At 67.0% G+C, this 26,516-nt stretch carries 21 protein-coding genes; 9 read left to right on the top strand and 12 right to left on the bottom strand.

Going from position 1 to position 26,516, the window contains the following annotated elements; translation table 11 throughout:
• Positions 1–123: 123 nt before the first annotated feature.
• From AC1RQK_RS12590 to AC1RQK_RS12600, 3 genes are all read right to left on the bottom strand, one after another.
• Positions 124–1,092 (bottom strand): tripartite tricarboxylate transporter substrate binding protein, encoded by a 969-nt coding sequence (locus AC1RQK_RS12590; protein ID WP_150986401.1) that lies wholly within the window; start codon positions 1,090–1,092, stop codon positions 124–126.
• Positions 1,093–1,463: 371 nt separating this feature from the next.
• Complete coding sequence (locus AC1RQK_RS12595; RefSeq protein WP_492809220.1) at positions 1,464–2,933, bottom strand: sensor histidine kinase; 1,470 nt, start codon at positions 2,931–2,933, stop codon at positions 1,464–1,466.
• A complete protein-coding gene (locus tag AC1RQK_RS12600) occupies positions 2,933–3,607 on the bottom strand; it encodes a response regulator (RefSeq protein WP_492809221.1) in 675 nt (224 codons plus the stop codon). Before AC1RQK_RS12600 ends, AC1RQK_RS12595 begins: the two co-directional genes overlap by 1 nt.
• 247 nt (positions 3,608–3,854) lie before the next feature.
• Between AC1RQK_RS12600 and AC1RQK_RS12605 the strand changes: the two genes are divergently transcribed.
• Positions 3,855–5,012: an ABC transporter substrate-binding protein gene (locus AC1RQK_RS12605; RefSeq protein ID WP_492373260.1), complete on the top strand. Its 1,158-nt coding sequence runs from the start codon at positions 3,855–3,857 to the stop codon at positions 5,010–5,012.
• Between the two features lie 34 nt (positions 5,013–5,046).
• Here AC1RQK_RS12605 and AC1RQK_RS12610 read toward each other — a convergent pair whose 3' ends face one another.
• The gene (locus AC1RQK_RS12610) at positions 5,047–5,808 is read right to left on the bottom strand and encodes a TetR family transcriptional regulator (protein WP_492373256.1); all 762 of its coding nucleotides are present in this window, start codon (positions 5,806–5,808) and stop codon (positions 5,047–5,049) included.
• Positions 5,809–6,254: 446 nt separating this feature from the next.
• On the opposite strand from AC1RQK_RS12610, the gene AC1RQK_RS12615 reads away from it, so the two are divergent.
• The 4 genes from AC1RQK_RS12615 (at position 6,255) to AC1RQK_RS12630 (ending at position 12,816) form a co-directional block, all read left to right on the top strand.
• Positions 6,255–7,487, top strand: a complete 1,233-nt coding sequence (locus tag AC1RQK_RS12615; protein WP_492373255.1) for an efflux RND transporter periplasmic adaptor subunit — start codon at positions 6,255–6,257, stop codon at positions 7,485–7,487.
• 30 nt (positions 7,488–7,517) lie between these two features.
• Positions 7,518–10,670 (top strand): efflux RND transporter permease subunit, encoded by a 3,153-nt coding sequence (locus AC1RQK_RS12620; RefSeq protein WP_492809222.1) that lies wholly within the window; start codon positions 7,518–7,520, stop codon positions 10,668–10,670.
• Between the two features lies 1 nt (position 10,671).
• Positions 10,672–12,147 (top strand): efflux transporter outer membrane subunit, encoded by a 1,476-nt coding sequence (locus AC1RQK_RS12625; protein WP_492809223.1) that lies wholly within the window; start codon positions 10,672–10,674, stop codon positions 12,145–12,147.
• Positions 12,148–12,357: 210 nt separating this feature from the next.
• Positions 12,358–12,816: a GNAT family N-acetyltransferase gene (locus AC1RQK_RS12630; protein WP_492373253.1), complete on the top strand. Its 459-nt coding sequence runs from the start codon at positions 12,358–12,360 to the stop codon at positions 12,814–12,816.
• Positions 12,817–12,820: 4 nt separating this feature from the next.
• On the opposite strand, the gene AC1RQK_RS12635 is transcribed toward AC1RQK_RS12630, so the two are convergent.
• The gene (locus tag AC1RQK_RS12635; protein WP_492809224.1) at positions 12,821–14,044 is read right to left on the bottom strand and encodes a CapA family protein; all 1,224 of its coding nucleotides are present in this window, start codon (positions 14,042–14,044) and stop codon (positions 12,821–12,823) included.
• A 136-nt stretch (positions 14,045–14,180) separates the two neighbouring features.
• Here AC1RQK_RS12635 and AC1RQK_RS12640 point away from each other — a divergent pair, with 136 nt between their 5' ends.
• Entirely contained in the window at positions 14,181–14,912 is a 732-nt protein-coding gene (locus tag AC1RQK_RS12640) for an oxygen-binding di-iron domain-containing protein (RefSeq protein ID WP_492373251.1), read from the top strand.
• A 24-nt stretch (positions 14,913–14,936) separates the two neighbouring features.
• Here the strand turns inward: AC1RQK_RS12640 and AC1RQK_RS12645 are convergent, their stop codons facing one another.
• Positions 14,937–15,545: a glutathione S-transferase family protein gene (locus AC1RQK_RS12645; protein ID WP_492373250.1), complete on the bottom strand. Its 609-nt coding sequence runs from the start codon at positions 15,543–15,545 to the stop codon at positions 14,937–14,939.
• A gap of 154 nt (positions 15,546–15,699) precedes the next feature.
• Between AC1RQK_RS12645 and AC1RQK_RS12650 the strand changes: the two genes are divergently transcribed.
• A complete protein-coding gene (locus tag AC1RQK_RS12650) occupies positions 15,700–16,158 on the top strand; it encodes an Lrp/AsnC family transcriptional regulator (protein ID WP_492373249.1) in 459 nt (152 codons plus the stop codon).
• Between the two features lie 80 nt (positions 16,159–16,238).
• On the opposite strand, the gene AC1RQK_RS12655 is transcribed toward AC1RQK_RS12650, so the two are convergent.
• From AC1RQK_RS12655 to AC1RQK_RS12680, 6 genes are all read right to left on the bottom strand, one after another.
• Positions 16,239–17,024 carry an OmpW/AlkL family protein gene (locus AC1RQK_RS12655; RefSeq protein ID WP_492809324.1) on the bottom strand — a complete coding sequence of 262 codons (786 nt, stop codon included), beginning with the start codon at positions 17,022–17,024 and terminating at the stop codon, positions 16,239–16,241.
• 101 nt (positions 17,025–17,125) lie between these two features.
• On the bottom strand, positions 17,126–18,349 hold the full coding sequence (locus tag AC1RQK_RS12660; protein ID WP_492373258.1) for a DUF2957 domain-containing protein: 1,224 nt from the start codon (positions 18,347–18,349) through the stop codon (positions 17,126–17,128).
• A gap of 383 nt (positions 18,350–18,732) precedes the next feature.
• Positions 18,733–19,560 carry a DUF1571 domain-containing protein gene (locus tag AC1RQK_RS12665; protein WP_492809225.1) on the bottom strand — a complete coding sequence of 276 codons (828 nt, stop codon included), beginning with the start codon at positions 19,558–19,560 and terminating at the stop codon, positions 18,733–18,735.
• Between the two features lie 339 nt (positions 19,561–19,899).
• Complete coding sequence (locus AC1RQK_RS12670; RefSeq protein ID WP_492809226.1) at positions 19,900–20,835, bottom strand: TetR/AcrR family transcriptional regulator; 936 nt, start codon at positions 20,833–20,835, stop codon at positions 19,900–19,902.
• A gap of 278 nt (positions 20,836–21,113) precedes the next feature.
• On the bottom strand, positions 21,114–22,709 hold the full coding sequence (locus tag AC1RQK_RS12675; RefSeq protein WP_492809227.1) for a GMC family oxidoreductase: 1,596 nt from the start codon (positions 22,707–22,709) through the stop codon (positions 21,114–21,116).
• Between the two features lie 21 nt (positions 22,710–22,730).
• Positions 22,731–23,315 (bottom strand): hypothetical protein, encoded by a 585-nt coding sequence (locus AC1RQK_RS12680; RefSeq protein ID WP_492809228.1) that lies wholly within the window; start codon positions 23,313–23,315, stop codon positions 22,731–22,733.
• A gap of 182 nt (positions 23,316–23,497) precedes the next feature.
• On the opposite strand from AC1RQK_RS12680, the gene AC1RQK_RS12685 reads away from it, so the two are divergent.
• Together AC1RQK_RS12685 and AC1RQK_RS12690 are read left to right on the top strand one after the other, a co-directional pair.
• The gene (locus tag AC1RQK_RS12685; RefSeq protein ID WP_492809229.1) at positions 23,498–24,601 is read left to right on the top strand and encodes an AraC family transcriptional regulator; all 1,104 of its coding nucleotides are present in this window, start codon (positions 23,498–23,500) and stop codon (positions 24,599–24,601) included.
• Positions 24,602–24,874: 273 nt separating this feature from the next.
• A complete protein-coding gene (locus AC1RQK_RS12690; protein ID WP_492809230.1) occupies positions 24,875–26,473 on the top strand; it encodes a flavin-containing monooxygenase in 1,599 nt (532 codons plus the stop codon).
• Positions 26,474–26,516: the final 43 nt, after the last annotated feature.

Genomic DNA, 26,516 nt, shown 5'->3' on the forward strand with positions numbered 1-26,516 from the left:
ATCGCAGGTGGACACCGGACCCCCGCCTGCCGCATGCGCACCGAGCGTTACGGTGCGCCGCAGGCAGGGCCGACAGGTAAAACGCTGAAACGATAATGCGGTGAAACGCTCAGGCAGCGTGGCTTACTTCGCTACGCCCAGCTCGCGCAGCGAACCGCCCAGGCGGGCCGACTCGCTGTCCACGAACTTGCCGAACTCGTCGCCGGTCAGCAGGAACGGGGTCCAGTCATTCTTGGCCAGCGTTTCCTTCCACAGCGGGGTTTCGGTTGCCTTGACCACCGCATCCACCAGCGCCTTGCGTTGCTCGGCGGTGATGCCCGGCGCGCCGTACACGCCGCGCCAGTTGTAGATCTCCACGTTGATGCCCTGCTCCTTGAGCGTCGGGATATCGGCGGTGCGGTCCTTGGAGGTCACGGCCAGCGCGCGCATCTTGCCGCTCTTGATGAAGGGCAGGAACTCGGACACGCCGGCCAGGCCGACGGTCACGTGGCCGCCCAGGATCGATGCCGAGGCTTCACCACCGCCCTGGAAAGGCACGTAGTTGATCTTCTTCGGATCCACGCCGCTTTCCTTGGCTACCAGACCTGCCAGGATGTGGTCGATCGAACCCTTGGAGCCACCGCCCCAGCTCACGCTGCCCGGGTTGGCCTTGAGCTGTGCGGTCAGGTCTTTCATGGACTTCAGCGGCGAGTTGGCCGGCACGGTGATCACCATGGTGTCGGCGAACAGGCGAGCGATCGGGGTGGCGTTCTTCAGCGTGACCGGGGGATGGTTGGTTTCGATCGCGCCAACCATCACCGCGCCGGTGACGATCATCGCGTTGGGGTTGCCCTTGTCGGTATTGACGAACTGCGTCAGGCCGATGGTGCCGCCCGCGCCGCCCTTGTTGTCGTAAGAGGCCGTCTTGGCCACGCCGGCGGAAACCAGCGCCGCACCCAGCGAGCGGCCGGTCTGGTCGAAGCCGCCGCCCGGGTTGGCGCCGATCATGAACTTCACGCTGTCGAGCGCGAACGCGGGCGCGGCAGCCACGGTGGCGGTGATCGCGGCCGAAGCCATGACGACGTGGGCAAAGCGATGAATCGAACGACGCATTACGGTCTCCTGTTCTTTTTCAGAGGATTGCCGGTGAACGGTTGCCGGCGTTGCTGGCGAGGACCGACCCCGGAGGTGTCCGGCTGGCAGTGAAGCTGGCTGTCGGGGGCGAGAGAGTCGTGCGGTGCGCCGGCGCTGCGTGCGTTGACCGGGTGGCTAGGCGTTGTCTCCTGTCCCTGGCAGCGCTTGCATGCCGGACTTGTTCTTTGGCTTTCTGACTTGGTCTGGCCGGTACAGCGGCCATGGCGCGATTCTAGGGGGTAGAAACTGTCAAAAGGCTGTCAATTTGTCAGGCAATGGGGTGGGGTTTACGTGGGGATGGATGTATGGACATTTGCTTTTTTAGATTTTTTGGTCTTTTTAGCGCCCTCTCAGTCCCCGATCGGCAGCGACAGGACCGCCCGAACCCCTTTGCCCTGCAGCGCAATCCCCAGCGCTACCGTTCCCCCGAAGCGCGCCGCCATTTCGCGGGAGATCGCCAGTCCCAGGCCGGAGCCCGGCTCCACGTTCCCAACCCGGCGGTAAAACCGCGCAAATACTTTTTCGCGTTCCTCGGCAGGAATGCCCGGCCCATCATCCTCCACCACCAGGCAGGCGGCGTCCCCGACGCGCGCGGCGGAAAGCGTGATACGGCTGCCGCGCGGCGAATACTGGATCGCGTTGTGGACAAGATTGGCAAAGGCCTCGCGCAACAGCGCGGCATCGGCCCGTACGGGCAGCGCCAGCCCCTGCGGGCGCTCCCAGCCAAAATCCTGCTGCTTGCCGCGCGCCAGCGGCAAGTAGTCCAGCGCCACCTGCTCGGCCACGGCCACGGCGTCGATCAGCTCCAGCGGCTCGGCTTCGCCAGGCGCGTCGCTGCCCGGGTGCTGCCGTACCCGCGCCAGCGCCAGCAGCTGGTTGGTCAGGCGCGCGGCCTGCTCCAGCTGCGTGACGATGCCGCCTACCGCCTCACCGGCGGCGTCCCGCGCCCGCGCGGGATCTGCGCTGGCGCAAAGCTGGCGCTGGGCGAATTCGGCTTGCGTCTTGAGGATGGCCAGCGGCGTGCGCAGCTGGTGCGCGGCGTCGGCGATGAATTGCGCCTGGGCCTGCGTCATGGCGGCCGAGCGCGACACGTGCAGGTTGACCGCATCGACCAGCGGGCGGACTTCCATGGGCACATGGTCGAAGGCCAGCGGCGTGAGGTCGTCGGCGGAGCGCGCCTGCACGTCGTCGCGCACGCGCGCCAGCGGGCGCAGCACATAGGTGATGCCGGCCACCAGGATGCCCGCGCTGATCAGGATCAGCAGCACGTCGCGCGCCAGCGCGCCGCGCCACACGGTGGCGATCAGCGCAAAGCGCGGCTCGGCGGTTTCTGCCACCTGCACGATCACGCGCATGTGGGCGTTGGGGCGATACACCGGGTGCGCCAGCACGGCGATGCGCACCGGGTCGCCGCGATAGTCGGCGTCGTAGAAGCGCGGCTGGTTGCTGGCGATCTCTGCCTTGGGCAGCGGCAGGTCGTCGTAGCCGGTGACGGTTTCGATCTTGCCGTTGCGTTCCAGCGAGACGCGGTAGAAGACATGGGTCTGCGCCGCGGTCTCGAACATCTCCATGGCGGCGTCCGGCAGCGCGATCTGCACGCTTTCGCCGGCCATGCCGATGGCGTTGTCGATGGCGCGCACCGAGCCGTACAGCGAGCGGTCGTACGCCGCGTTGGCGGCATCGCGCAGCGTGCCGTAGGTCAGCCACGTGTCGAGCGCCATCATGGCCGCCAGCGCGGGCACGAGCAGCAGCAGCAACTGGCGGCGCAGGCTGCCTTGCAGCCAGCGCCGCAACCAGTGCCGTGGCAGGCGGCGCAGCATCAGGGCTGTCCTTCCGGTTCCAGCAGGTAGCCGAAGCCACGCAGCGTGACGATGGTCACGCCGTGGCCCGAGAGCTTCTTGCGCAGCCGGTAGACCAGCACTTCGATGGCATCGGGGCTGACGTCGGCATCGAGCGAGAACACCTTGTCGAGCAGTTGTGCCTTGGTCAGCGGCTGGCCGCTCTTGGCCAGCAGCGCGCCCAGCAGGGTCGATTCGCGCGGGGTCAGCGCGAGCGGCGCACCTTCGAGCGTAAAGCTGCGCGTTTCGCCGTCGAACACCAGCGTGCCGCACTGCAGGCGCGGATGCGCGCGGCCGCGGCTACGCCGGATCAGCGCCAGGATGCGGGCTTCGAGCTCGGCAATGGCGAAGGGCTTGGGCAGGTAATCGTCGGCGCCGAGGTTGAGGCCGCGCACGCGTTCGTCGAGCGTGTCTTGCGCGGTCAGGATCAGTACCGGGGTGCGGTCGTCGCGCCCGCGCATGGATTTGAGCACGGCCAGCCCGTCCTTGCCGGGCAGGCGCAGGTCCAGCACCACCACGTCGTATTCCTCGGCTATCAGCCGCGCCTCGGCCTGCAGGCCGTCGGCCACATGCTCGATGACAAAGCCGCCCTGCTCCAGGGCACGCGCAACCCAGCGCGCCAGTTCAATCTCGTCTTCCACCAGCAATAAGCGCACGGCGGTCCTCCGCTGCCAGGTAAGCGTCCGTTTGAAATCATGCGATGGCTGCGCCGCCATGGCTGGCAAGGCCGCCGCCCCCGCGAGGACACGCCGCGGGCGCTTATAATACCTCCGCCCCGGGCTGCGCGCGGCGAGTGCGCCATGGCCCCTTTTTTGGCCACCGATGTCACCACCGATGGTTCCCGCCTTGCGCAAGCTGCCCCCCTCCCCGTCCCCCTTGCCCTTCCCCTTCACGCCTCCCGCCATGGTTGCCGAACTGCCAGAAAGCTGGCACCGGCGGCGCGTCCTGGCCGGCGCCGCTGCGGCCACGCTGGCGGGGCTGAGCCATGGCGTGCATGCCCAGGCCGTTGCGCCGGTGCCGGCGGGCTATCCGGCAAGCTACGCCGAGATCATCGCGCGGGGTGTGCAGGAAGGCTCGGTCAACGTGCATGCCTCCACCGACATGGAAATCGCGCGGCCGCTGCTGGCCGCGTTCGAGGCACGCTACCCCGGCATCAAGGTGCGCTATCAGGACCTCAACACGCTGGAGTTGAACGGCCGTTTCCTGGCCGATAGCGCCGCGCTGGGCGCGGGCCAGGTGGGCGGCCCCGACTACGCCGATGTGCTGTGGAGCACGGCAATGGACCTGCAGATCAAGCTCGTCAACGATGGCCATGCCCTGCGCTACCCCTCGCCCGAGCGGGCCGGCCTGCCGGCGTGGGCTGCCTGGCGCGATGAAGCCTGGGGCACCACCTTCGAGCCCGCCGTGATCGTCTACAACCGCCGCCATTTTGCCGGCATGCGCACGCCGCGCAGCCGCACCGGCCTGGCGCGCCTGCTGCAGGAAAACACGCCGCGCTGGCGCCAGCGGGTGGTGACCTACGATGTGGAAAAATCCGGGGTGGGCTACCTGCTGGCGCAGCAGGACGCGCGCATGGGTGATGAGTTCTGGTATCTGGCCCAGGCGCTGGGGCGCTGCGGCGTGCAGTTGTCGGCGTCCACCGCGAACATGATCGAGCGTATCGCCTCCGGCGAATTCGTGATGGGCTACAACTTGCTGGGTTCGTACGCGCTGTCGCTGATGGAGCGCGGGGCGGAGATCGATGTCATCGCGCCGCGCGACTACACGCTGGTGATGTCGCGCGTGGCCTTCATCGCGCGCCGCGCGCCGCATCCCAATGCGGCCCGGCTATGGCTGGATTTCCTGCTCTCGCGTGCGGGCCAGACGCTGCTGGGGCAGAGCGCCTCGCAGCTCTACACGATCCGCACCGACACCGACAGCGAGCACACCGCGGCGGCGCTGTCGGAGCGGCTGGGCTACGCGCTCAAGCCGATCAGCGTCGGCCCCGGCCTGCTGGCGGCGCAGGACACGCTGCGCAAGCGCAATTTCCTGGCACGCTGGCGCGAGGCCGTGCGGGGCTGAGTGGGGCTGAGCGGCTCTCGCGCCGCTGCGGCGATCAGCCGGGTAGCGCTTTGGCGGTGAGTGTCTGCGCAGCCTGCTTGGTCTCGGCCTCGGCCTTCTTCTTGGCCTCCTGGCACATCGAGGCAACTTCTTCCTCGAGCTTCGGCACGGGACGCGCCACATAACCCTGGCGCAGAGCCGGCGACAGCTTGAGGGTGTCGATGAAGGCGTCGGCCACCCGCTCGGCATTGCTCTCGAGATCGAATTCCTCGGGGGCGAACAGCCAGTGCGACAGCATGCCGCCAATCGAGGCGTGGAACACATTGACGGCAAGGTCCAGGTCGAGGTCGGCCGGCAACTGCCCGCGGTCCACCGCCATGCGCAGGTGCTCGCGCATCTTCACCGTGCCCTCCTGGTGCGACTGGCGCTGCCGCTCGAAGATGGCGCCGTTGTCCGCCACCATCTCGCACTTGTGGAAAACGATCTCGAACACGCGCCGCCACTGCGGGTTTTCCACGGTCTGGCGCATCACAAAGGCGCAGATGTCGCGAATGCTGCCAAGCGGGTCTTCCTGGCTCGCGATGCGTCCCGGCTCGCACAGGGCCTCGAGCGGCAGGTGGACGCGGTCGGACATCGCGGCGAAGACATCGCTCTTGTTCTTGAAATGCCAGTAGATGGCGCCGCGCGTCACGCCGGCCGCCTCCGCAATATCGGCTAGCGAAGGGCGGGCAACGCCGCGGGCGTGAAATACCGCCTCGGCCGCGTCGAGAATGCGATGGCGTGTTTCAAGCGCCTCTTCCTTGGTGCGTCTGACCATGATGTTCTCTGGTGCCGGCCACGAGGGACCGGTCTGGTTCTGTCTCCCTGAGTGCTGGCGGTGAAGCCCGCCTTGCACTGTGCGCGCCGCGCCGGCGCGTTAGGACGTGGATATATAGGGCGGCTATCGCCGCGTTGCAACAAGTTCTTACATACATGCTTGAATGTATATATAATACGCGTTCGCCTGACTTTCGGCCAGCCCATCGGCGTGATGGGCTGGCAGACGGCGGCGCGCACCTCTCCACGGTTCACGCTGCCATGTCGGCATGTCGTTACTAATTTGCAACCTTTCGTCGCATGTGCCACGTCAGCGTTGCAAATTGTGGCTAGCATTACTCTTTTTGCCCGCCTCTGTGCCATCTGCCAGCGGTGGGCCGCGCCGTATCCGGATACGACACCGGGAGCGCATGCGGCCGATCTCAAATTGCCATCATGGGGTTATCGATGAGGAAGTCCCAACGTATCACTTGCGTTGCCGCTGCCGTGTTGTCGGCGCTTGCGCTGTCCGCCTGCGGCGAAAAGAAGCCGCAGGGCGGCGCCATGCCGCCGCCGGAAGTGGGTGTCGTCACCGTCACGCCTACGACCGTTTCTGTTATCAATGAACTGCCGGGCCGCCTCGAAGGCGTGCGCACCGCCGAAGTGCGGGCACGGGTTGCCGGCATCGTGCTGTCCCGTAACTACACGGAAGGCGGCGAGGTCAAGGCAGGCCAGTTGCTGTTCAAGATCGACCCTGCGCCCTACCAGGCACAGCTCGAGTCGGCCAAGGCCAGCCTTGCCCGTGCCGAAGCCAACGCCGTGGCGGCCCGCCAGAAGGCCGAGCGCTACAAGCCGCTGGTCGCCGTCAACGCGGTGAGCAAGCAGGAATACGACGAAGCCGTGGCGGCCGCGGGCCAGGCCACCGCCGACATTGCCTCGGCCAAGGCTGCCGTTTCCACCGCCCAGATCAACCTCGGCTACACCGCCGTCACCGCGCCCATCAGCGGCCGCGTGGGCCGCGCGCTGGTGACCGAAGGCGCGCTGGTCGGCAGCGGCGAAGCCACCAAGCTGACCATGGTCGAGCAGGTCGACCCGATCTGGGTGACCTTCACCCAGCCCGCGAGCGAAGTGATGAAGCTGCGCCGCGCCATCGAGAGCGGCAAGGTCAAGGGCGTCGACGGTGGCGCCCGCGTCCATCTGTTCATCGAGGACGGCCGCGAGTACGAGCAAACCGGCAAGCTGCTGTTCTCGGACATGACGGTTGACCCGACCACCGGCGCCATCACGCTGCGCGCGCAGTTCCCCAACGCCAAGCGCGAGCTGCTGTCGGGCACCTTCGTGCGCGTCAAGATCGAGCAGGGCGTGGACGAAAACGCGCTGACCGTGCCGCAGCGCGCGCTGATCCGCAATGCGCAAGGCGCATCGGTGATGGTGGTGGGCGGCGACGGCAACGTCGCGGCGGTGCCGGTCAAGGCGCCCCAGGCCATCGGCGAGAGCTGGATCGTCACCGAGGGCCTGAAGGGTGGCGAGAAGGTGATCGTCGAGGGCTTGCAGAAGGTCAAGGTCGGCGCGCCCGCCAAGGCCGTGCCGTTTGTCTCGAAGACCGCCGCCGCCTCGGCTCCCGCCACGCAGCCGGCCGCCAGCGGAGCCTCGGCTCCTGCCGCGGTGACCGCTGACAAGGCCGACGCCAAGCAGGGCTAATCACAGCGCAATTCGAAGGGAGCCAGTGTTATGGCCAAGTTTTTTATTGACCGGCCGGTGTTCGCGTGGGTGCTTGCGCTGATCATCGTGCTGGGGGGCTTGCTGTCGGTGGTGCAACTGCCGATCGCCCAGTACCCCAACATCGCCCCGCCGACGATCTCGGTCACGGCGACCTATCCGGGCGCATCCGCCAAGACGCTTGAAGACTCGGTCACCACGGTGATCGAGCAAGAGCTCAACGGCATTCCCGGGCTGCTTTACTACAACTCCACCAGCGAAGCCACCGGCCTGTCGACGATCACGATCGCCTTCCAGCCGGGCTCCAACATCGACCTGAACTCGGTCGAGGTGCAGAACCGCCTCAAGCGCGTGGAAGCGCGCCTGCCGGCGGAAGTGCGCCAGCAGGGCGTGCGCGTGGACAAGGCCGGGAACAACTACATGATGTTCCTGACGGTCGCGTCCAAGTCCGGGCAGGCCGACGCCATCCAGCTGGGCAACTACATCTCGTCCAGCGTGATCGATTCGATCCGCCGCGTGCCGGGCGTGGGCCAGGCCGACCTGTTCGGCACCGAGTACGCCATGCGCATCTGGGTGGACCCGGCCAAGTTGACCGGTTTCAACCTGACGCCGCAGGACGTCACCGCCGCCATCTCGGAGCAGAACGTCCAGGTCGCCGTGGGTGAGCTGGGCGGCACGCCGTCGCCCAAGGGCACCGAGCTCAACGCCACCGTCACCACCGAGAGCCGCCTCACCACGCCGGAGCAGTTCGCCAATATCCTGCTGCGCACGAACCCGGACGGCTCCTCGGTGCGCATCAAGGACATCGGCCGCGTCGAACTCGGCGGTGCCGACTACTCCACGCTGGCCCGTACCAACGGCAAGGCCTCGGCGGCCATCGCCATCAAGCTGGCCCCGAGCGGCAACGCCCTGGCCACCGCCACCGCGGTGCGCGCCAAGATGGAAGAGCTCTCCAAGTTCTTCCCGGCCGATTACCAGTACTCCGTGCCTTACGACACCTCGGCCTTCGTCAAGATCTCGATCGAGGAAGTGATCAAGACCCTGGTCGAAGCCGTGGTGCTGGTGTTCCTGGTGATGTACCTGTTCCTGCAGAACATCCGCGCGACCATCATCCCGACGGTGGTGGTGCCGGTGGCCCTGCTGGGCACCACGGGCATGCTGCTGGCCTTCGGCTTCTCCATCAACGTGCTGACGATGTTCGGCATGGTGCTGGCGATCGGTATCCTGGTGGACGATGCGATCGTGGTGGTGGAAAACGTCGAGCGGATCATGAGCGAGGAAGGACTCTCGCCACGCGACGCCACGCGCAAGGCCATGGGCCAGATCACCGGCGCCATCGTCGGCATCACGCTGGTGCTGACCGCGGTGTTCATCCCGATGGCGTTCTTCTCGGGTTCGGTGGGTAACATCTACCGCCAGTTCTCGCTGTCGCTGATCGCGTCGATCGCGTTCTCGGCGCTGCTGGCCTTGACGCTCACGCCGGCGCTGTGCGCCACGTTGCTCAAGCCGGTCGAGGCTGGCCACCACCACGAGAAGAAGGGTTTCTTCGGCTGGTTCAACCGCACCTTCGCACGCGCCGCCACCGGCTACCAGAGCATGGTGGGCCGCATCCTGGCGCGCGCCGGGCGCTACCTGATCATCTACGCGCTCATCGTCGTGGGCATGGTGGTGCTGTTCAAGCGCCTGCCCTCCTCCTTCCTCCCCGAGGAAGACCAGGGCTACATGATCACGGTGGTGCAGCTGCCCAACGGCGCCACGCAGGAGCGTACCATCGGCGTGCTCAAGCAGATCGAGGACTACTACCTGCAGAAGGAATCCAAGGTAGTGGACCAGATGATCACCGTGGCGGGCTTCTCCTTCTTCGGCCGCGGCCAGAACGGCGGTATCGCGTTCGTGCGCCTGAAGGACTGGAAGGACCGCACCGGCAAGGACGAGACCGCGCAGGCACTGGTTGGCCGGGCGTTTGGTGCGCTGTCCTTCATCAAGGACGCCATCATCTTCCCGCTTAACCCGCCGGCGATCTCCGAACTGGGCAACTCCTCGGGCTTCGACTTCCGCCTGCAGGACCGCACCGGCCAGGGTCACGCCAAGCTGATGGAAGCGCGCAACATGATGCTCGGCATGGCCGCGAAGAATCCCGCGCTGGTGGGCGTTCGCCCCGAAGGCCAGGAAGACGCGCCGCAGCTGCAGATCGACATCGACCGCGAGAAGGCACGCGCGCTGGGTGTGTCGGTGGCCAATATCAACGCGACGCTGGCCATCGCGTTCGGCTCTTCCTACGTCAACGACTTCATCTACGAAGGCCGTGTGCGCAAGGTGATCGCCCAGGCCGAAGGCAACGACCGCAAGCTGCCCGATGACCTGACCAAGCTGCGCGTGAAGAACAGCAACGGCGACATGGTTGCGTTCGCCGCCTTTGCCACTTCCAAGTGGATCATGGGCTCGCCGCGCCTTGAGCGTTACAACGGCTTGCCGGCGGTGAAGATCGCTGGCCAGGCCGCTCCGGGGCGCAGTACCGGCGAAGCCATGAAGATCATGGAAGACAACTTCGCCAAGCTGCCGCCGGGCTTCGGCTTCGAGTGGTCGGGACAGTCTTATGAAGAGCGCCTGGCCGGTTCGCAAGAGCCGATGCTGTACACGCTGTCGCTGATCATCGTGTTCCTGTGCCTGGCCGCGCTCTATGAGAGCTGGTCGATCCCGGTCGCAGTGCTGCTGGTGGTGCCGCTCGGCGTGCTCGGCGCGCTGCTCGGTGTGACCCTGCGCGGCATGCCCAACGACGTGTACTTCAAGGTGGGCCTGATCGCGACGATTGGCTTGTCGGCGAAGAACGCCATCCTGATCGTGGAATTCGCCAAGGATCTGCAGGCCCAGGGCCGCAGCGTCATCGACGCTACGCTCGAAGCCGTGCACCTGCGGTTCCGCCCGATCCTGATGACCTCGATGGCCTTTATCCTGGGCGTGCTGCCGCTGGCGATCGCCAGCGGCGCGGGCTCGGGCGGCCAGCGCGCCATCGGTACCAGCGTGATCGGCGGCATGATCACCGCCACGGTGCTGGCGATTTTCCTGGTGCCGGTGTTCTTCATGGTGATCCGTAGCCGCTTCAAGGGCAGCAAGCGCGAGCAGATGCTGAACGAGCAAGGGCTCGAACCCAAGGAAGGAATCTGACATGACAAAGACACTGACCACGCTGTTGCTGGTGGCGGGCGTCCTCTCGGGTTGCACACTGGCACCCGTTTATGAACGCCCTGCCCCGCCGGTGGCCACTAGCTTCCCGGCCGCGCCGGAAGGCTACGCGGCCGCCGAAGTGAAGACCGGCGAAACCCGCCGGGCGAGCGAGATCGGCTGGCGCGAGTTTTTCCGCGACCCGCGCCTGCAAGTGCTGATTGCCACCTCGCTGGAGAACAACCGCGACCTGCGCACCGCTGCGCTGCGCATCGAGGAAGCGCGCGCGCTGTACCAGGTGCAGCGCGCCGACCTGCTGCCCACGGTGAACGCCACCGGCGGTTTCAACCGTTCGCGCACCCCCGCCTTGCAGTCGGCCACCGGCAAGCCGTTTGTCTCCGAGTACTTCCAGGCGGGCGCCGGCGTGACTTCGTTCGAGCTGGACTTCTTCGGCCGCGTGCGCAGTCTGTCCAACGCGGCGCTGTCGCAGTACTTCGCCACCGAGGAAGCACGCCGTTCCGCGCAGATCTCGCTGGTCTCCGAAGTCGCCCAGGCCTACCTGTCCGAGCGCTCTTTCGCCGAGCAATACGAGCTCGCGCAGAACACGCTGAAGACGCGCGAGTACACGCTGAGCCTGGCCAAGCAACGCTTCGATGCGGGCGCCACGTCGGCGCTGGACCTGCGCGACAACGAATCGCTGGTGGCGCAGGCCCGCGTTTCCGCCGCGCAGCTGGCACGCCAGCGCGCGCAGGCGCAGAACGCGCTTGAGGTGCTGGTGGGCAAGCCGCTTGGCACCATCGAGAACCTGCCTGCACCGATGCGCCTGTCGGACGAGCGGATCATCAGCGACATCCCGGCAGGGCTGCCGTCGGACCTGCTCGAGCAGCGTCCCGACATCCGCCAGGCCGAGCAGTTGCTGCTCTCCGCCAACGCCAATATCGGCGCGGCGCGCGCGGCGTTCTTCCCGCGCATTACGCTCACCGCCAATGCCGGCGCGATCAGCCCGACCTTCTCGAGCCTGTTCGATTCCGGCACCGGCGCGTGGTCGTTCGCACCGCAGCTGGTGCTGCCGATCTTCGACTACGGCCGGAACCTGTCCAACCTGGACCTGACCAACGTGCGCAAGAATATCCAGATCGCCAACTACGAGAAGACCATCCAGACGGCCTTCGCGGAAGTGGCGGATGCACTGGTGGCGCGCGGCACGCTGGAAGAGCAGGTGACCAGCCAGGAGCAGGTGCGCAACGCCGAGGCAGCGCGCTACGAGTTGTCGACGATGCGCTTCAGGAATGGCGTGGCCAGCCAGCTGGACCAGCTCGACTCGCAGCGTCAGCTGTTCGCTGCCGACCAGGCCCTGATCCAGGCGCGGCAACTGCGCCTGAACAATGCCATCGACCTCTACCGGTCGCTTGGCGGCGGCCTGAGCGAGACCGGACCGGTGGCCTCGGTGAACGTCAAGCCGGCCGTGACCACGCAGTAAGGCAGAAGGGTTCGTCCTGCCATCCGGTGCATTCAGCCCGGATGGCCTCGAAGCGAAGCGCCAACAGCGCTTCGCTTTTTTTATTCCCGGCTTCGGGCCATGGCGCCGGTGGGAAGTTCTCCGAATCGCAATGCACTGCGTTAGGATGTCGGTGCGCGCCGCGCAAATTCTCTCTCCCACCACCCACGCAAATCCCCAAGGAAGCCTGCCATGGAAGTCCGCCCGCTTGATACCGATGATGTCGAGCTGGTCTGCCGCCATCGCGAATCCATGTTCCGCGAGGCCGGGCGCGGCGAGGAGGTCCTGCAGGCCATGACGCAGCAGTTCCGGCCATGGCTTGTGCCGCGCCTGCGCGATGGCAGCTACTTCGGCTTCGTGCTGATGGACCAGGGCCAGCCGGTGGGCGGCATTGGCCTGATGGCGATCGACTGGCCGCCGCATCCGGCCCATCCCCTGCAGGACAAGCGTGGCTACGTGCTGAACGTGTATGTGGAGGCTACGCATCGCAAGCAGGGGCTGGGGCGCCGCCTCATGCAGCTGGCGGAGGACGAATTCACCAGGCGCGACCTCCAGTACGCGATCCTGCACGCCACCGAGATGGGCCGGTCGCTGTATGTCGCGCTGGGCTGGCACGCCACGAGCGAGATGGCGAAAGCCATGCGCGCGTAGCGCGCTAGCCGTCCCAGCGCAACGCCAGGGTATCGTCCGCCACACGGGTCGCGTGCGTGCCCTGCTTGCCGCTTTCCCGGTCCAGCGTGGCGCAGAGCCACGACACGCCTTGCTCCGGTGCGCGGCGCAGGCTGAAATGGCGGATCTGCATCGGCACGGCGGACAGCTGGCGCAATGCGCCGGTTGCGCCGTCGACGAGCGGGAAGTACATCAAGGCCAGGTCGGGCCGGTATCGCTCGTATCCGCCGATGCCTTCGTAGTCGTTGAGGAAGTCACCGCAGCCATAGAGAATCAGGCGGTCGCGATACACCTCGGCACCCCTGATGTGATGGGACGAGTGCCCGTACACGATATCGGCGCCGCCCGCATCGATCAGCCGGTGCGCGAAGGCCTGCTCCTGGCGCGAAATGTCGAAGCCCCAGTTGCCGCCCCAATGCAGCGACACCACCACGATATCGCCCGCGCCCTTCGCTGCTGCCGTAAGGCGGGCAACCCCATCGGCGGCGCGCACCGAAATGTCGGGCAGGAAATGGATGCCGGCGCGCCCGGGGGCCGCGGCCCAGTCCGCCGGCACGCCGCTTGCCGCGGTGGCATAGGCAAAGACGAGCACCCTTCCCCCTTGCGCGAGCGCGATCGCGGCAGGCGCGCTGGCCTGCGCCTCGTCGCGTCCGGCGCCCGCGGTCCGCATGCCTGCCCCGTGCAAGGTTGCCAGGGTTTCGTCGAGCCCGGCGCACCCCCAGTCCAGCACGTGGTTGTTCGCCAGCACGCAGCAATCGAGCTGCGCGCTGCGCAGGCACGCCACATTGGCGGGGTGCATCCGGTAGTGGATGCCCTTGCCCGGCTGTGCGTCCTCGCTCACGGTGACGGCCGTTTCCAGGTTGACGATGCGCACATCCGGCCGGAAGCGATCCAGCTGCGCGAGCGCGTCGCCCCACGGATAGGCAGGATCAACCGGCCGCTGTATTGCGCCTGTGGCACGCTCGGCCAGCTCGACATAGTCGACTGCCGAGCGTAGCCAGCCCTCGAACAGGTGCGGCTTGCCCGGATGCGGCAGGATCTGGTCGATGCCGCGGCCGGTCATCACATCGCCGCACAGGAACAGACGCACGCTGTCGCGGGCTGCCCGAGTCACGTCATCCATCGCGCATTTCCCTCTTCCCTCTTCCCTCTTCCCTCTTCCCTCTTCCCGGCTGGCGCGGCCGCCCGCTTGCCGGATCGTCGTCCCCATTTTGCGCCGTCGAGCGTCCCATGTGCAGCCCGGCCAAGCAAAAGGTGGCATGCTTGTGGCGTTGCAGTGACTAGAATGAAGCAGGCCGGCGCAGGCGGCCGGGTCCCCGCGCCCAGACGATTTCCAGGAGACAACGATGACCGTCACCAACGCCCGGTCGGGCACCAACGTCCACGAAATCGCGGACGGGATCTATCGGATCAATACCCCGGTCCACATCGACGGTGGGCCGGGCGGCTTCTCCTTCAACCAGTACCTGATCGTCGACGACGAGCCGCTGTTGTTCCATACGGGGCTGCGCAAGATGTTCCCGCTGGTGCATGAAGCCGTGGCCAGCGTGATCGCACCGGGCCGGCTGCGTCATATTGCCTTTTCGCACGTGGAAGCCGACGAGTGCGGCTCGCTCAATGAATGGCTGGCGGCGGCGCCCCACGCATCGCCGCTGTGCGGCACCGTCGCCGCCATGGTGTCCGTCAACGACCTGGCCGACCGGCCCGCGCAGGGCCTGGCGGACGGGCAAGCCGTGCCGCTTGGCCACCATACCGTGCGCTGGTTCGATACGCCACACTTGCCGCATGCCTGGGAGTGCGGGCTCATGATGGAGGAGCGCACCGGCACGCTGCTCTGCGGCGACTTGTTCAGCCAGGGCGGTGCCGAGCTCCAGCCTCTGACCGAGGCCGACATCCTCGGGCCGAGCGAAGCGTTCCGGCGCGGCATGGATTACTTCTCCCACACGCCGAACGCCGGCGCCATGCTGGAGCGCATGGCGCTGCTGCAGCCAACCACCCTGGCCTGCATGCATGGCAGCGCCTGGCGCGGCGACGGCGCCGGCCTGCTGCGCGCGCTCGCCCAGGCCCTGGCTCACTAAGCACGGCCGGTGCGCGGCAGTGGATCAGGTCTGCGGCGTGTCCTTGAACACGGCAAGGCGTTCGGCGGCCGCGCTGAATGCCGCCAGCGCAGGATACGCTGACGCCTCGACGCATGCCGGCAGCATCAGCTGCGTGAAGCCCCACGCCACGGCGGCGGTCACGTCGGCCTGCATGAGCAAGCGCTCATCCGCGGGAAGCGCGGCCCCCGCCAGTTCGGTTTCCAGCGCCGCGTAGGCGGCATGCAACTGCCCCTGCACGCGCTCGATCCATGGCTCGTGCTGCTTTTCCGCCGGGCGCAGGTTGCGCTCATAGACGATCTGCACCGTCTTCTCGCACGCCGCCAGCGCCAGGCCGATCACGCGCAAGGCGTGCTGGCGCTGCTTGTGCTGCGCGGGCATCAGGCTGCGCGTGGCCAGCGTCTCGGCATAGTCGAGGATCAGGCCGGACTCCATCAGTACCACGCCGTTGTCGCAAACCAGGGTGGGCGCTTTCACCACGGGATTGATCGCGCGAAACTGCTCGAACGTGCTGAACACCGAGACGGCTCGATATTCGAACGGCAGGTCCAGCAGCCGCAGTGAGATGGCCACGCGGCGCACATAGGGTGAGTCGAGCATGCCGATGAGTTGCATATTGCCTCCGGAAGGATATCGGGCTGCGCATTGAGCCGCACTGAGTTCCAGCATAATCGCAGCAGCCGTCGCCACGAATGGCAAGGCATCGGAAATCGGCACCGCGCACCGATGATTCATCGGTGGCGCGCAACAGGTGCCATAGGAGAATGGGATGGAGCTGGACAAGAAAGACCGACTGATCCTGGAGGCGCTGCAGGCCGATGCCCGCCAGAGCCTGGCAGCGCTGGGCAAGCGCATTGGCTTGTCGCAGCCCGCCATGAGCGAGCGTGTGCGCAAGCTGGAGGACGCGGGCGTGATCGAGGGCTACGGCGCGCGGGTGAACCTGCGCGCGCTGGGCGTCGGCCTGCAGGCGATCATCCATATCGAGACCACGCACGCCTATATCCAGAAGTATGTGAAGCTGTTCGAGAGCATGCCCGAAGTGCTGAGCGCCGATCGCGTGACCGGTGCGCATTGCTTTATCGTGCGTTGCGCCATCGCCGATCCGGCCGACCTGGAGCACGTGGTCGACACGCTCGCGGCCCACGGCTCGGTGACCACATCGCTGGTGCTCTCAAGCCCTGTGCGCAAGACCGTGACGGTACCGGCCGTGAGAGTTCGAACGGCTTGATCTAGCGCTGGTTTGCTCCCCTCTCCCACTTGTGGGAGAGGGAGTGACAGCCCTCGTCATCGCAAGCGGCTTTGCCCACTTCAGAACTTATACGTCGCCGCCACAAACATGATCAGCGGGTTCGGGCTGATGGTGGCCTTGGAGGTGGACAACACCGTGCCGTCGGACGCCTTGATGATCATCGACGACGTCGTCTTGAGCGGAATGTAGGTGACCGATGCGGTCAGGCCCCACTGGTCCGTGATCGCAAAGGAGCCGCCGATGTTGAACACCGGCGCGAACGAGTTCGACGCCTTGGCCTCGACGGAGGTCGGCCCCGGCTTGCCGGCGCCGGCGGCCAACGTGGCGCCCAGGTTGTTGTTGACCGAGGCGGCGAACGCCGGGTTGAGCTCGATGTTGGTGAAGAAGTTGTACGACACACCGATGCCCAGGAAAGGACGCACGCGCGCGGTAGGCTCGAAGAAGTGGTATTGCACCATCGACGCCGGGCTCCACTGGCGTGCGCTGGTGATGATCGGGTTCAGGCCCGGGTCGCCCAGCGGCTGCTGCCCCAGCGCGCCCGCCGGGCCCGGCGGGATCAGGTTGCCGTGGCCGTAGAGCTTGAACTTGGGCGGAATGCCGCCCACCGCCGTGAGCGCGATGTGGTCCGTGAAGAAGTGGCTGAAGGTCAGCCCCAGCGTGTCCGCGTTGGATGTGCTGATGCTGCTGCCCGGCGCCGTGAATGACGACGGCAAGCCCAGCGGGCCGTTGATGGGCGCATCGATCACGCTGGTGGTGAACGGGCTGCTGTTGCCGCTGGTGTTGATGTGGAACCAGCCGGCAGCGACGACGTTGTCACCGGCTTTCTGTGCATGGGCGCTGGGCATGCCGCCCAGCCAGGCGAGCGCGGCGATCAGCAAGGGCGCTGCCAAACGAAAGGCATTCATCGTCATCTTGTCTTCCCGGAATAAGTTGGATTGCATGGCCGTCATTGCACGAAGGCGCCGATGGTGAAGTACGGGCTGCCGCTGCGCGACTCGAGGAAACCGAACACGCCGCCGGTGAAGATGAACTTGCCGGTGGGGCTGCCCGCCGCGCCATCCTTGCGCGTGGTGGTGACCACGCCGGGCAACTGCTGGGAGAAGTCCAGCTTGAGCGCCGTGGCGAGCGAGGCGTCCGACGGGTGGAACGGGTCGAGCATGGCCGCGTCCGCTGCCACCAGCGCGGTGGTGCGGTAGTCGAAGTTGCTGTCCACGCCGACGTACTCGCCGTTGACCGTGCCCTGCGTCACGGCGATGGCTGGCGCCATCATGCCGATGCCGATCTCGTCGTCGGCGCCCAGCGGCATGCCGTTGGTGAGCGATCCGTTGGCGTAGCCCACGCGGATCATCACCGGGACCAACTGGCCGCGTAGCTTGCCCACGATCAGGTAGGCGCGGCCCAGCGTCGCGCCGAGCGTGGGCGGATCGATCTCACCCTTGTAGTTGGCCGACATCAGGCTGCCGTTGGCTTGGGGCACGAAGTTCTTGCCCTTTTGCGAGCAGGTGCCGCCCGTCTTGTTGTCGCACACCTGGAACGAGCCGTCGGCCGCCAGCGCCATGCGGTAGTCCTGCGCCACCGTCTGGAAGTTCTTCGACGGCACCTCGTGAAAGCCGTAGCCGTTGTACTGGCCGGCGATCTTGGTGAGGTCGGTTTCGGTCTGCGCGAAGCCGATGAACTGGAAATACGGGAAGGTGGTATCCGGCACCGCGCCTGCACCCAGGACACCATTGAACTGGATGCGCGCACCCGGAATGGTGCCGCCCGCCACGCCTTCGCCAACGAACAGCCGCGCGGGGCGATTCGGGTCCAGGCTTGCGCCGTTGAGCTGGAACGCGCACTGGTTGAGCTTGTCGGTGGGCAGGCCTGTTTCCTGCGACAGCGTGCCCGTCATCACGTTCTGGCCGCCGGTGGTGTCGCTGCGGGTCGGCATGACCGTGCCCGTGGTGCGCGGCACCGAGGAGTCGAGGAAGGTCACTTGCCAGGTCTTCCTGGTGGTGTCGATCTGCACCTTGACCAGTTCGCCCGAGCCGGTGCCGCCGGTGAAGGTGGTGGTGTAGTCGAGTGCCGCGGGACACAGGCGCACTGGTGTGGCCGGGGCGGAGCTGGTGCTCGCGGCGGCGCTGCCACCGCCGCTGCCGCCATCGCCGCCGCCGCCGCAGGCGGCCAGCATCGTGGCACCCAGCAGCGCCACGCCGTAGCGCAGGATCCGCTGCCCATGATGTTTTCTCCACGGCGTACGCTGCCGATGCTGTCCGTGCTGCAAAGGATGCTGATGCATGATGCTTGTCTCCTGAAGCGCTGTGTCGCGCGTGGTGCCGCTTTGTTTTGTCTTGCGTGCCGCTATGCTTGGCAACGCATCGTCCTTTTCCGTGCTGCGACTCTCGCTGCCGGGGCAAGCGAGCGTCAATAGAGTGCGCGTTCCAAACATGGCGCGCCGTGCCCTTGCCACCGCTGCGCAAGCGCTCGCGCCGTTTGTTCAAACTGCTGCACGCGTGCCCGCGCAAGCAGATTCAAACGCGCGCGGCGCTGCATGGCGGACACGGTGATGCAGCATCAGAACTTGTAGTCGCTGTTTTTCGCATCGAAGGCGCTCGCGTCGAAGGTCTTGCGCACCGCCTTCTCGAAGACAATCTTCTCGACCATGTTGCCCTCGGCATCCCAGGCGGTTTCCACACGCGGCCAGGGGTTCTTCAGGTCCAGCATCAGCTGCACCCGCTTGGCGTAATAGCGTGGCGCACCGGCCGGCAGGTCCCAGGTGAGCGCGACCATGCGCATGCCCTGCTCCTGCACAATGTCCGCGCGCGTGAACTTCTCCGTGAGCCCGGCCGCGCGCAGCGACCTGGCATCGCGCTCCAGCATCGACACCACGTACTGGAAGCCCAGGTCCCGCACCGTGTGGTTGGACTGCGCGCGCGCGATGGTGCCGTCGAGCGCGATCCACATCGAGGTGAAGCCCAGCATGCCGCCGAGGTGGCCGTACATCTCATCCTTGCGCTGCGTCTCGTCGTAGAGGATTTCCTGGCCGGCCTGGCTGCCGCCCGGCAGCCACTTCGCATAGAGCTGGCGCGGCGCGTGGCGGTAGCGGATCATCATGCGCGCGGGCTGGTCTTGCCACTGGCCGTTGAGGCGCTCCTGGCGCGTCATCCAGTACTCGTACTCGGGGTAGCGGTTCATCTCGGCCTTGGCCCACAGCAGCGCGGCCTCGGGCTGCAATGCGTTGATGGCCGCAAGCAGTTGCTCGTCGGGCAGCTTCGCCAGTTCGCCGCTGGCGATCTGCTTCGAGAGCAGCGCGGCCTGTTGCTGGGCGCCGAGCCCGTCGAAGGCGGTGCCCGAACCGGCGCTCGCCTGCGGCTGCGTCTGTGCGGGTGCGGGCAAGGCCATCGCGAGTGCGAATGCGACGGTGGCCGCAAGATTGCGCAATAAGGGCAATGACCTTCTCGATGCGGATACGGTTGCGCTCGGCGCGTGGGAATACAAGGCTTTCACGATGCGGATCTCCTGTTGTGGTGTCGGCCCGCGCGGAAAACGCGGGCGACAGCGGTCCACCGCGTGCGCGGGACGCACGCGTGGTGTCGTTGAGAACGGAATGCCCGAGTGCGGATCGCTGCGGAAATGCCGGGCTAAGGACGGCCGGATGCCTGGCTCAAGCGGGGCACTTGCAACTCGGGTTCCTGGAGGCGGCCAGGCCTGCGCCGGCGGTTGGCCGGCGCCAGCGCGCCGCTAGGTTCTGGAGCGGGTACGCATCCAGTCGTCGAGCGGATTGCTCGGGAAGACGAAGGGGTGCTCGCGCGCGCCGCGCACCGCCATGCTGGTGACGGCAGCGCGTGTCGCGCCCTCGTTGCGTGCCGCGCGGCGTGTCTTGCGCGCGGCAACGGATAGGGTGTCGGCGCGTTGCGCCTGTTCTGCCACCAGGGCAGTCAGCGCGGCTTGCCCGGCATGCTCTTCAGCTTGCTGGGTCTCGCCGATCTGGAACACGTCCTGCAGCGCGCACAGCTGCTGGCTGGCGGGCACGGGTGCCTTGAGCGCAGCCACCACCATCGCGCTCAACTGGGCGAGCACGTGCGCGTCGCTCAGGTCCTTGCCTTGCGTAAAGGCCGGCAGCAGGTTGCCAAGCTCCTCGCCGGCCAGCACACCGGCCAGCGCCTTGAGCGCGAAGTTCAGGCGCCAGCCCAGTTCTTGTGGCGGGATCTCGGGCAGCGCGCGGGCGAAGGCATCGGAGAAGCGGCCGAACACCGGCGCGTAATGGCCAAGCAGATAAGACTGGATAAATGGCGAGGTATCGGAATACACGCGCCCCAGCAGCCGCAGGAACGACGGGCCGCCCACGTCGGGCTCGCGCGCCATTTGCAGCGCGGGCACGAAGAGCGCACCCATCACGTGTTCGCAGCGTATCTGCGCCCCCGGCCAGCGTGCCTCGCAGGCATCGAGCAGCGCCAGGCGGCGCGTGTTGAGCGGGTCGAGCCGGCGGCCCAGGACCGCCTGCATCATGATCTCTTTACTGCGGAAATGGTAATTGACGGCGGCCAGGTTGACGATCGCGCGCGATGTCACTTGCCTTAGCGAGGTGCCTTCGTAACCAACCTCGATGAACAAACGCTCGGTGGCGTCGAGAATGCGGGCCTTGGTGTCTCCTGCCGTGCCTCTTCCGGTCTTCATAGGGGGCGTCTCTCTCATGGTCATGCCGCACAACCCCAGCAAAATTCCACGCACTGCAACAGCTCCTTGCTCTGACGGCAAACGGATGCTTGAAACAGTTGTACGGAGCCTAGCGAGCGCTGCGGGCGTTTCACAAGTGTAATTTTGGAGCGATGCCTCTAATCCGATTTGATTGTGCCCGCATGCCGCGCGCGCCATGCGGGATTTTACTTCCCTGCTTAAGGGGGGCGTGTCCTTGCGAGCCAACGCCCGTAGCCGCGCGGATTGGCGGGCCGCGCTCATCCGGCCAGCCGCGCCGCCAGCGCCTGGGCGTTCTGCGCGCTGAGTGCAAAAACAGACAGTTGCGGGTTCGCTCCTATGCTGGTCGGAAACACGGAACCGTCCAGCACCGACAGGTTGGCCAGCTGGTGATGGCGGCCATGGCTGTCGACCACCCCGCCCTGCGGCTGGTCGCTCATGGCGCAGCCGCCCATCAGGTGCGCGGTGAACAGCGCCGCGCGGAACTTGGCCAGCGGCAGCGTGGCAATGCCCTGGCGGGCCTGCGCCCAGCTGTCATAGTACGGCGCGTCCAGGTGGGCCGGGCGCACGCGCAGCGCCCCGGCCGCGAACTGGGCTTCGGCCATGCTCAGCCAGGCGCGTCGCATGCCGTCCCAGACGTAGTCGCTCAGGTCGTAGTCCAGCACCGGGCTGCCGTCGTCGGCAATGCGCACGCGCCCGCCTTCGCTCTGCGCCACAAAGCCATCGCGCAGCAGCGCCAGCATCGCGTTGGTATGCGGCAGCGCGGCCATGTCGGTGCGCAGCGCCTCGCCCACCTGGTTGAACACGCCCGCGCTGATGCCGGGGAACAAGGGCGGCACTTCCAGCTTGTAGCCCATCGGGCCGGTGGCGCCATCCTTCCACTGGAAGTGATCGGAGGCGATCGATTGCGGCGCGCCGTAGTATGGGTCGACCTGTTCGGGCATCACCGCCACGCTCAGGTTGACCGGATGGATGAAGGTGCGTACGCCGACCCGCTGATACGGGTCCGGCACGCGCGAGCGCAGCAACAGCGCCGGCGTGTTGATGGCGCCGCCGGCCGCCACGTAGTGCCGCGCGCGTACCGTTACCGCAATGCCGGTGGGCGTGCGGCCATCGGCACCCAGCGCTTCACCGGCAAGCGTGGTGACCGTCTTGCCGTCATGCTCCAGCGCGCGCACCCGCACGCGGTGGACCAGCGTGGCGCCCTTGGCGAGCGCGGCGGGAATGGTCGATACCAGCATCGATTGCTTGGCGTTGACCGGGCAGCCCAGCCCGCAATAGCCGGAGTTCCAGCAGCCTTTCACATTGCGCGGGATCACGTGCGACTCCCAGCCCAGCTTGTCGCAGCCGCGCTTGAGCACATCGTTGTTGTTGTTCGGCGGCATGCCCCACGGCGCCACGGACAGCCGTGCCTCCATGCGCTCGAACCACGGTGCCATGTCCGCGGCGCTGTGGCCGCTCACCGCATGGTGCGCGGCCCAGTGCGCCAGCGTTTCCTTTGGCGTGCGAAAGCTCGACGACCAGTTCACCGTCGTGCTGCCGCCCACCGAGCGCCCTTGCAGGATGGCGATGGCGCCATCGGACGTGGCGCGCGCCGCGCCCTCCTGGTACAGCTCGCGATAGGCGCGGCCCTCGTCCATGTCCTTGAAGCTGTCGGAGGTGCGCAGCGCGCCCTCCTCCACCAGCACCACGCGCAGACCGGCCTCGCTGAGGATCTCGGCGGCCACGCCGCCGCCGGCGCCGCTGCCGACAATCACCACGTCGGCGTCGAGCGAAAGCGGCGCGGTGAGCGCGGCGCCGTCCACCACGTTCCAGCCGGCGGCGATGCCGGCGCTATAGATATCGGGAATGGCCATGAGGTACTCGTGTATTGGATTTCAGGCGTGCAGCGCACGAAAGACCGCAGGATTGGGGCCGGGATATCCGCTGCCCGCCCACGCTGCCGGCAGCAGGTAGTAGCCCACGCTGCTGAGCTTGACCAGCACCACGGCGCCGGCATTCAAGGTGGCAAAGCGGCTGGCGCGCCAGCGCGCGAGAAAGCGGCGCGCCTGCTGCGTGTCGGTCTGCTTCCAGTCCTGGCCCACGCCGGCGAGCACCCAGCGCAACGGCCCGATGGCGAGCAGGTCGAGCAGCTTGCGCAGTTCCGCGCGTGCGTTGGCATCCATGGCGGCGCATGTGGCGTCGACATTGCGCACGGCCTGGCCGAGCTGCAGTTCGCGCGAGCCGCGCTCGCGCTCGGCGAGCTCCGCCACCACGGCGGGCAGCAAGGCGGTGAACAACGCCACGTCGCCTTCGCGCAGGAACTGCATGCCGGTGGCGGGTTGCTTGTGCGCGGGCGCGCAGCCGGACAATGCCGGGACCAGGCCGGCGCACGCGAGTGCGGCGGACAAGCCAAAGCCAATCTTGAGAAAGCCGCGCCGCGACAGTGCGCACGCGGGCGGCTCGGTGGCTGGGGTGTGCATGGTGTGTCTCCTGTTTTGCGCTTATCCGTCTGCTTGCGGGTCTTTTGCGGGTGCATTGCGGGTGCATCGCGGGTCCATTGCGCGGGCCATGCGATGCGCGTTGCCGATACCCCGCATTGACGCTCGCCGCAGTTTGGATAAAGATCGGGCCCCGGTCTTGATCCCGCATGACAGGTGATTTGATGCCACGCGCCAACGCGGCGCTCCCCGCCGCTGCTATCACCGACATCGCCAGCGCTGCTTACGTCGCCCAGACGCCCGGCACCGTGTCGCTGCCCTACCTGCGCACCGTGCTCGACTACGGCGAGGCCGCCGGCATCACGCCGGCCGACCAGCTCGTGCTCGCAGGGCTCGATCCCGCCCTGCTCGACAGCGCGGCTGGCCCCGCCACGCGCATCGGCGTTGCGCACTACCTGGCGCTGCTCGATGCGCTGGAGCGCGCCGCCGGCGATCCGCTGGCGGGCCTGCACGCGGGCGCGGCGTTCCGGCCGCGCCACTATGCGGAGATGGGCTATGTGGTGCTGACCACGCCCACGGTGCGCGAGGCCATCCTGCAGGGCATCCGCTACGAGGTGCTGGCCAACGATATCGGCCGCACCCGCCTGCATGAAACGGCGCAGGGCGCGTGGATGACGTGGGAGGCGCAGCACGGCCCGCTGTCGCGCCACGCGCACGAGCTGCACATGGCCACGTGGATCGGCTTTTCCCGCTGGCTGCTGGGCGACGGCTTCTCTGCCGAGCGCATCGAGTTCCCCCACGCGCCGCCACCCGGTGGCCACGCCGGCGATTACACCCGGGTATTCGGCTGCCCGGTGGTTTTCAACGCCGGCCGCCACGCCATGCACATCGATCCCGCGCTGCTGGCGCGCCCTTCGATGCAGGCCGATGCGCAAATGCAGGCACAGATGACGCGCATCGCCCAGGTCCAGCTGCGCGCGCTGGAGGCGGACGGCACCGGCGAGATCGCACAGGCGCGTGCCTTTATCAGCGCAGCGCTGCATCGGGGCGAGGTGCCGATCGCGGCGGTGGCAGCGCACCTGCGCTTGCCCGTGCGCACGCTGCAGCGGCGGCTGCAGGCGCAGGGGCTGAACTACTCCGCGCTGGTCGACGGGGTGCGCCGCGCGCAGGCCGAGCACTACCTCGCCGACCCCGCCATCAGCCTCGCCCAGCTGGCCATGCTGCTCGGCTTTTCGGAGCAGAGCGCGTTCAGCCATGCGTTCAAACGCTGGACGCAGGAAACCCCGAACGCCTGGCGCAAGCGGTTGCTGGGCCGCGCGCCGGGATAGCCACCGTCGCCTTTCGGCAATATTTGGCAGATAGGAGGCGGTTTCAAACGCAGCGGTGGGTACGCCCTCCGGTGCGGAAAAGCGCGCTTTTCTGCTGTTTTATGCGCTCAAAACACCACTAAAATCCGTTAAAAATTAGAAGAACGATTCAAATCTCCGTGTTGACCCGTGGCGCTGGCGTGCCTACGATGACATTCATCAATGTCACAATCAATAATGTTGCGACGCAATACGGCATGCCGCCGTGCACGCCAGCGACACGAGAGACAGCTTATGAACGCGCCAGCAGACCTGCCCCCGGAGTTATCCACAGCCCAGCCGTCACCGGAGGGGCCCGGCCCCACCGAGCACATCGATATCGCCATCATCGGCACCGGTTTCGCCGGGCTGGGCATGGCGATCCGCCTCAAGCAGGCAGGCCTGCATGACTTCGCGCTGTTCGAGAAGGCCGCCTCGGTGGGGGGCACATGGCGCGACAACCACTATCCGGGCTGCGCCTGCGATGTGCAGTCGCACCTGTACTCGTTCTCCTTCGCGCCCAACCCCAACTGGTCGCGCATGTTTTCGCCGCAGCCGGAGATCCGCGCTTACCTGGAGCGCTGCACCGACCAGTTCCGCCTGCGCCCCCACCTGCGCCTGAACCACGAACTGCGCCGCGCCGCGTGGGACGACGCCAGCGGCACGTGGCAGCTCGACATGGCCGATGGCAAGCGCGTGCAGGCTCGCGTGCTGGTGTCGGGCATGGGCGGCCTGAGCCGGCCGGCGTATCCCAATATCCCGGGCCTGGCGCGCTTTCGCGGCGAGGCGTTTCACTCGCAGCACTGGAACCATGACTACGCGCTGGCGGGCAAGCGCGTGGCGGTGATCGGCACTGGCGCCAGCGCCATCCAGTTCGTGCCGCAGATCGCTGCGCAGGTGGCGCACCTGGACCTGTTCCAGCGCACGCCGCCGTGGATCATGCCCAAGCCCGATCGCAAGGTGTCGGCCGCCGAGCGCTGGTTGTTCCGTCGCCTGCCGCTCACGCAAAAGCTCATGCGCACCGGCATCTACTGGGCGCTGGAGTCGCGCGTGCTTGGCTTCGTGGTGCATCCCAAGCTGATGACGGTGGTGGCGCGCATCGCGCGCCGCCATATCAAGCGGCAGATCGCCGATCCCGCGCTGCGTGCCATCGTCACGCCGGACTACACCATCGGCTGCAAGCGCGTGCTGATCTCCAACGACTATTACCCCGCGCTGGCGCGCGCCAACGTGGATGTGGTGACGCACGGCATCGACCACGTGGAGGAAGACGCCATCGTGATGCGCGACGGCACCCGCCGCAAGGCGGACTGCATCATCTTTGGCACCGGCTTTCACGCCACCGATCCGATTCCGCGCGACGCCATCCTCGGCCAGCGCGGCGCCGACCTGCTCGACGCCTGGCGCGATGGCGCCGAGGCGTACCTGGGCACCACCGTGGCCGGCTTCCCCAACCTGTTCTTGGTGGTGGGGCCGAACACCGGCCTGGGGCATAGCTCGATGGTGTTCATGATCGAGTCGCAGGTGAACTACATCCTCGGCGCGCTCAAGGCCATGGGCCAGCAGCGCGTGCAGGCCATCGACGTGCGCCCGCCCGCGCAGCGCGACTACAACGCGGGGCTGCAGCGCAAGCTGGCGGGCGCGGTGTGGTCGGAGGGCGGCTGCGTGAGCTGGTACCTCGACCCCAAGACCGGCAAGAACACCACGCTGTGGCCCGGGTTCACCTGGCAGTTCCGCCGCGCCACCGCACGCTTTCGCATGGCCGACTACGAGATCCGTCCGCTGATGCACCACGCGCTCGCACCCAACGCACCCAATGCAGCCAGCGCAGCCAACCGGGCCATCGAGGCGTGAGCGCGTTGCGTGCCCGGCCGCGAAGCTGACCAGAAGCACACCA

This window comes from Cupriavidus sp. GW822-FHT02D05, assembly GCF_058802485.1.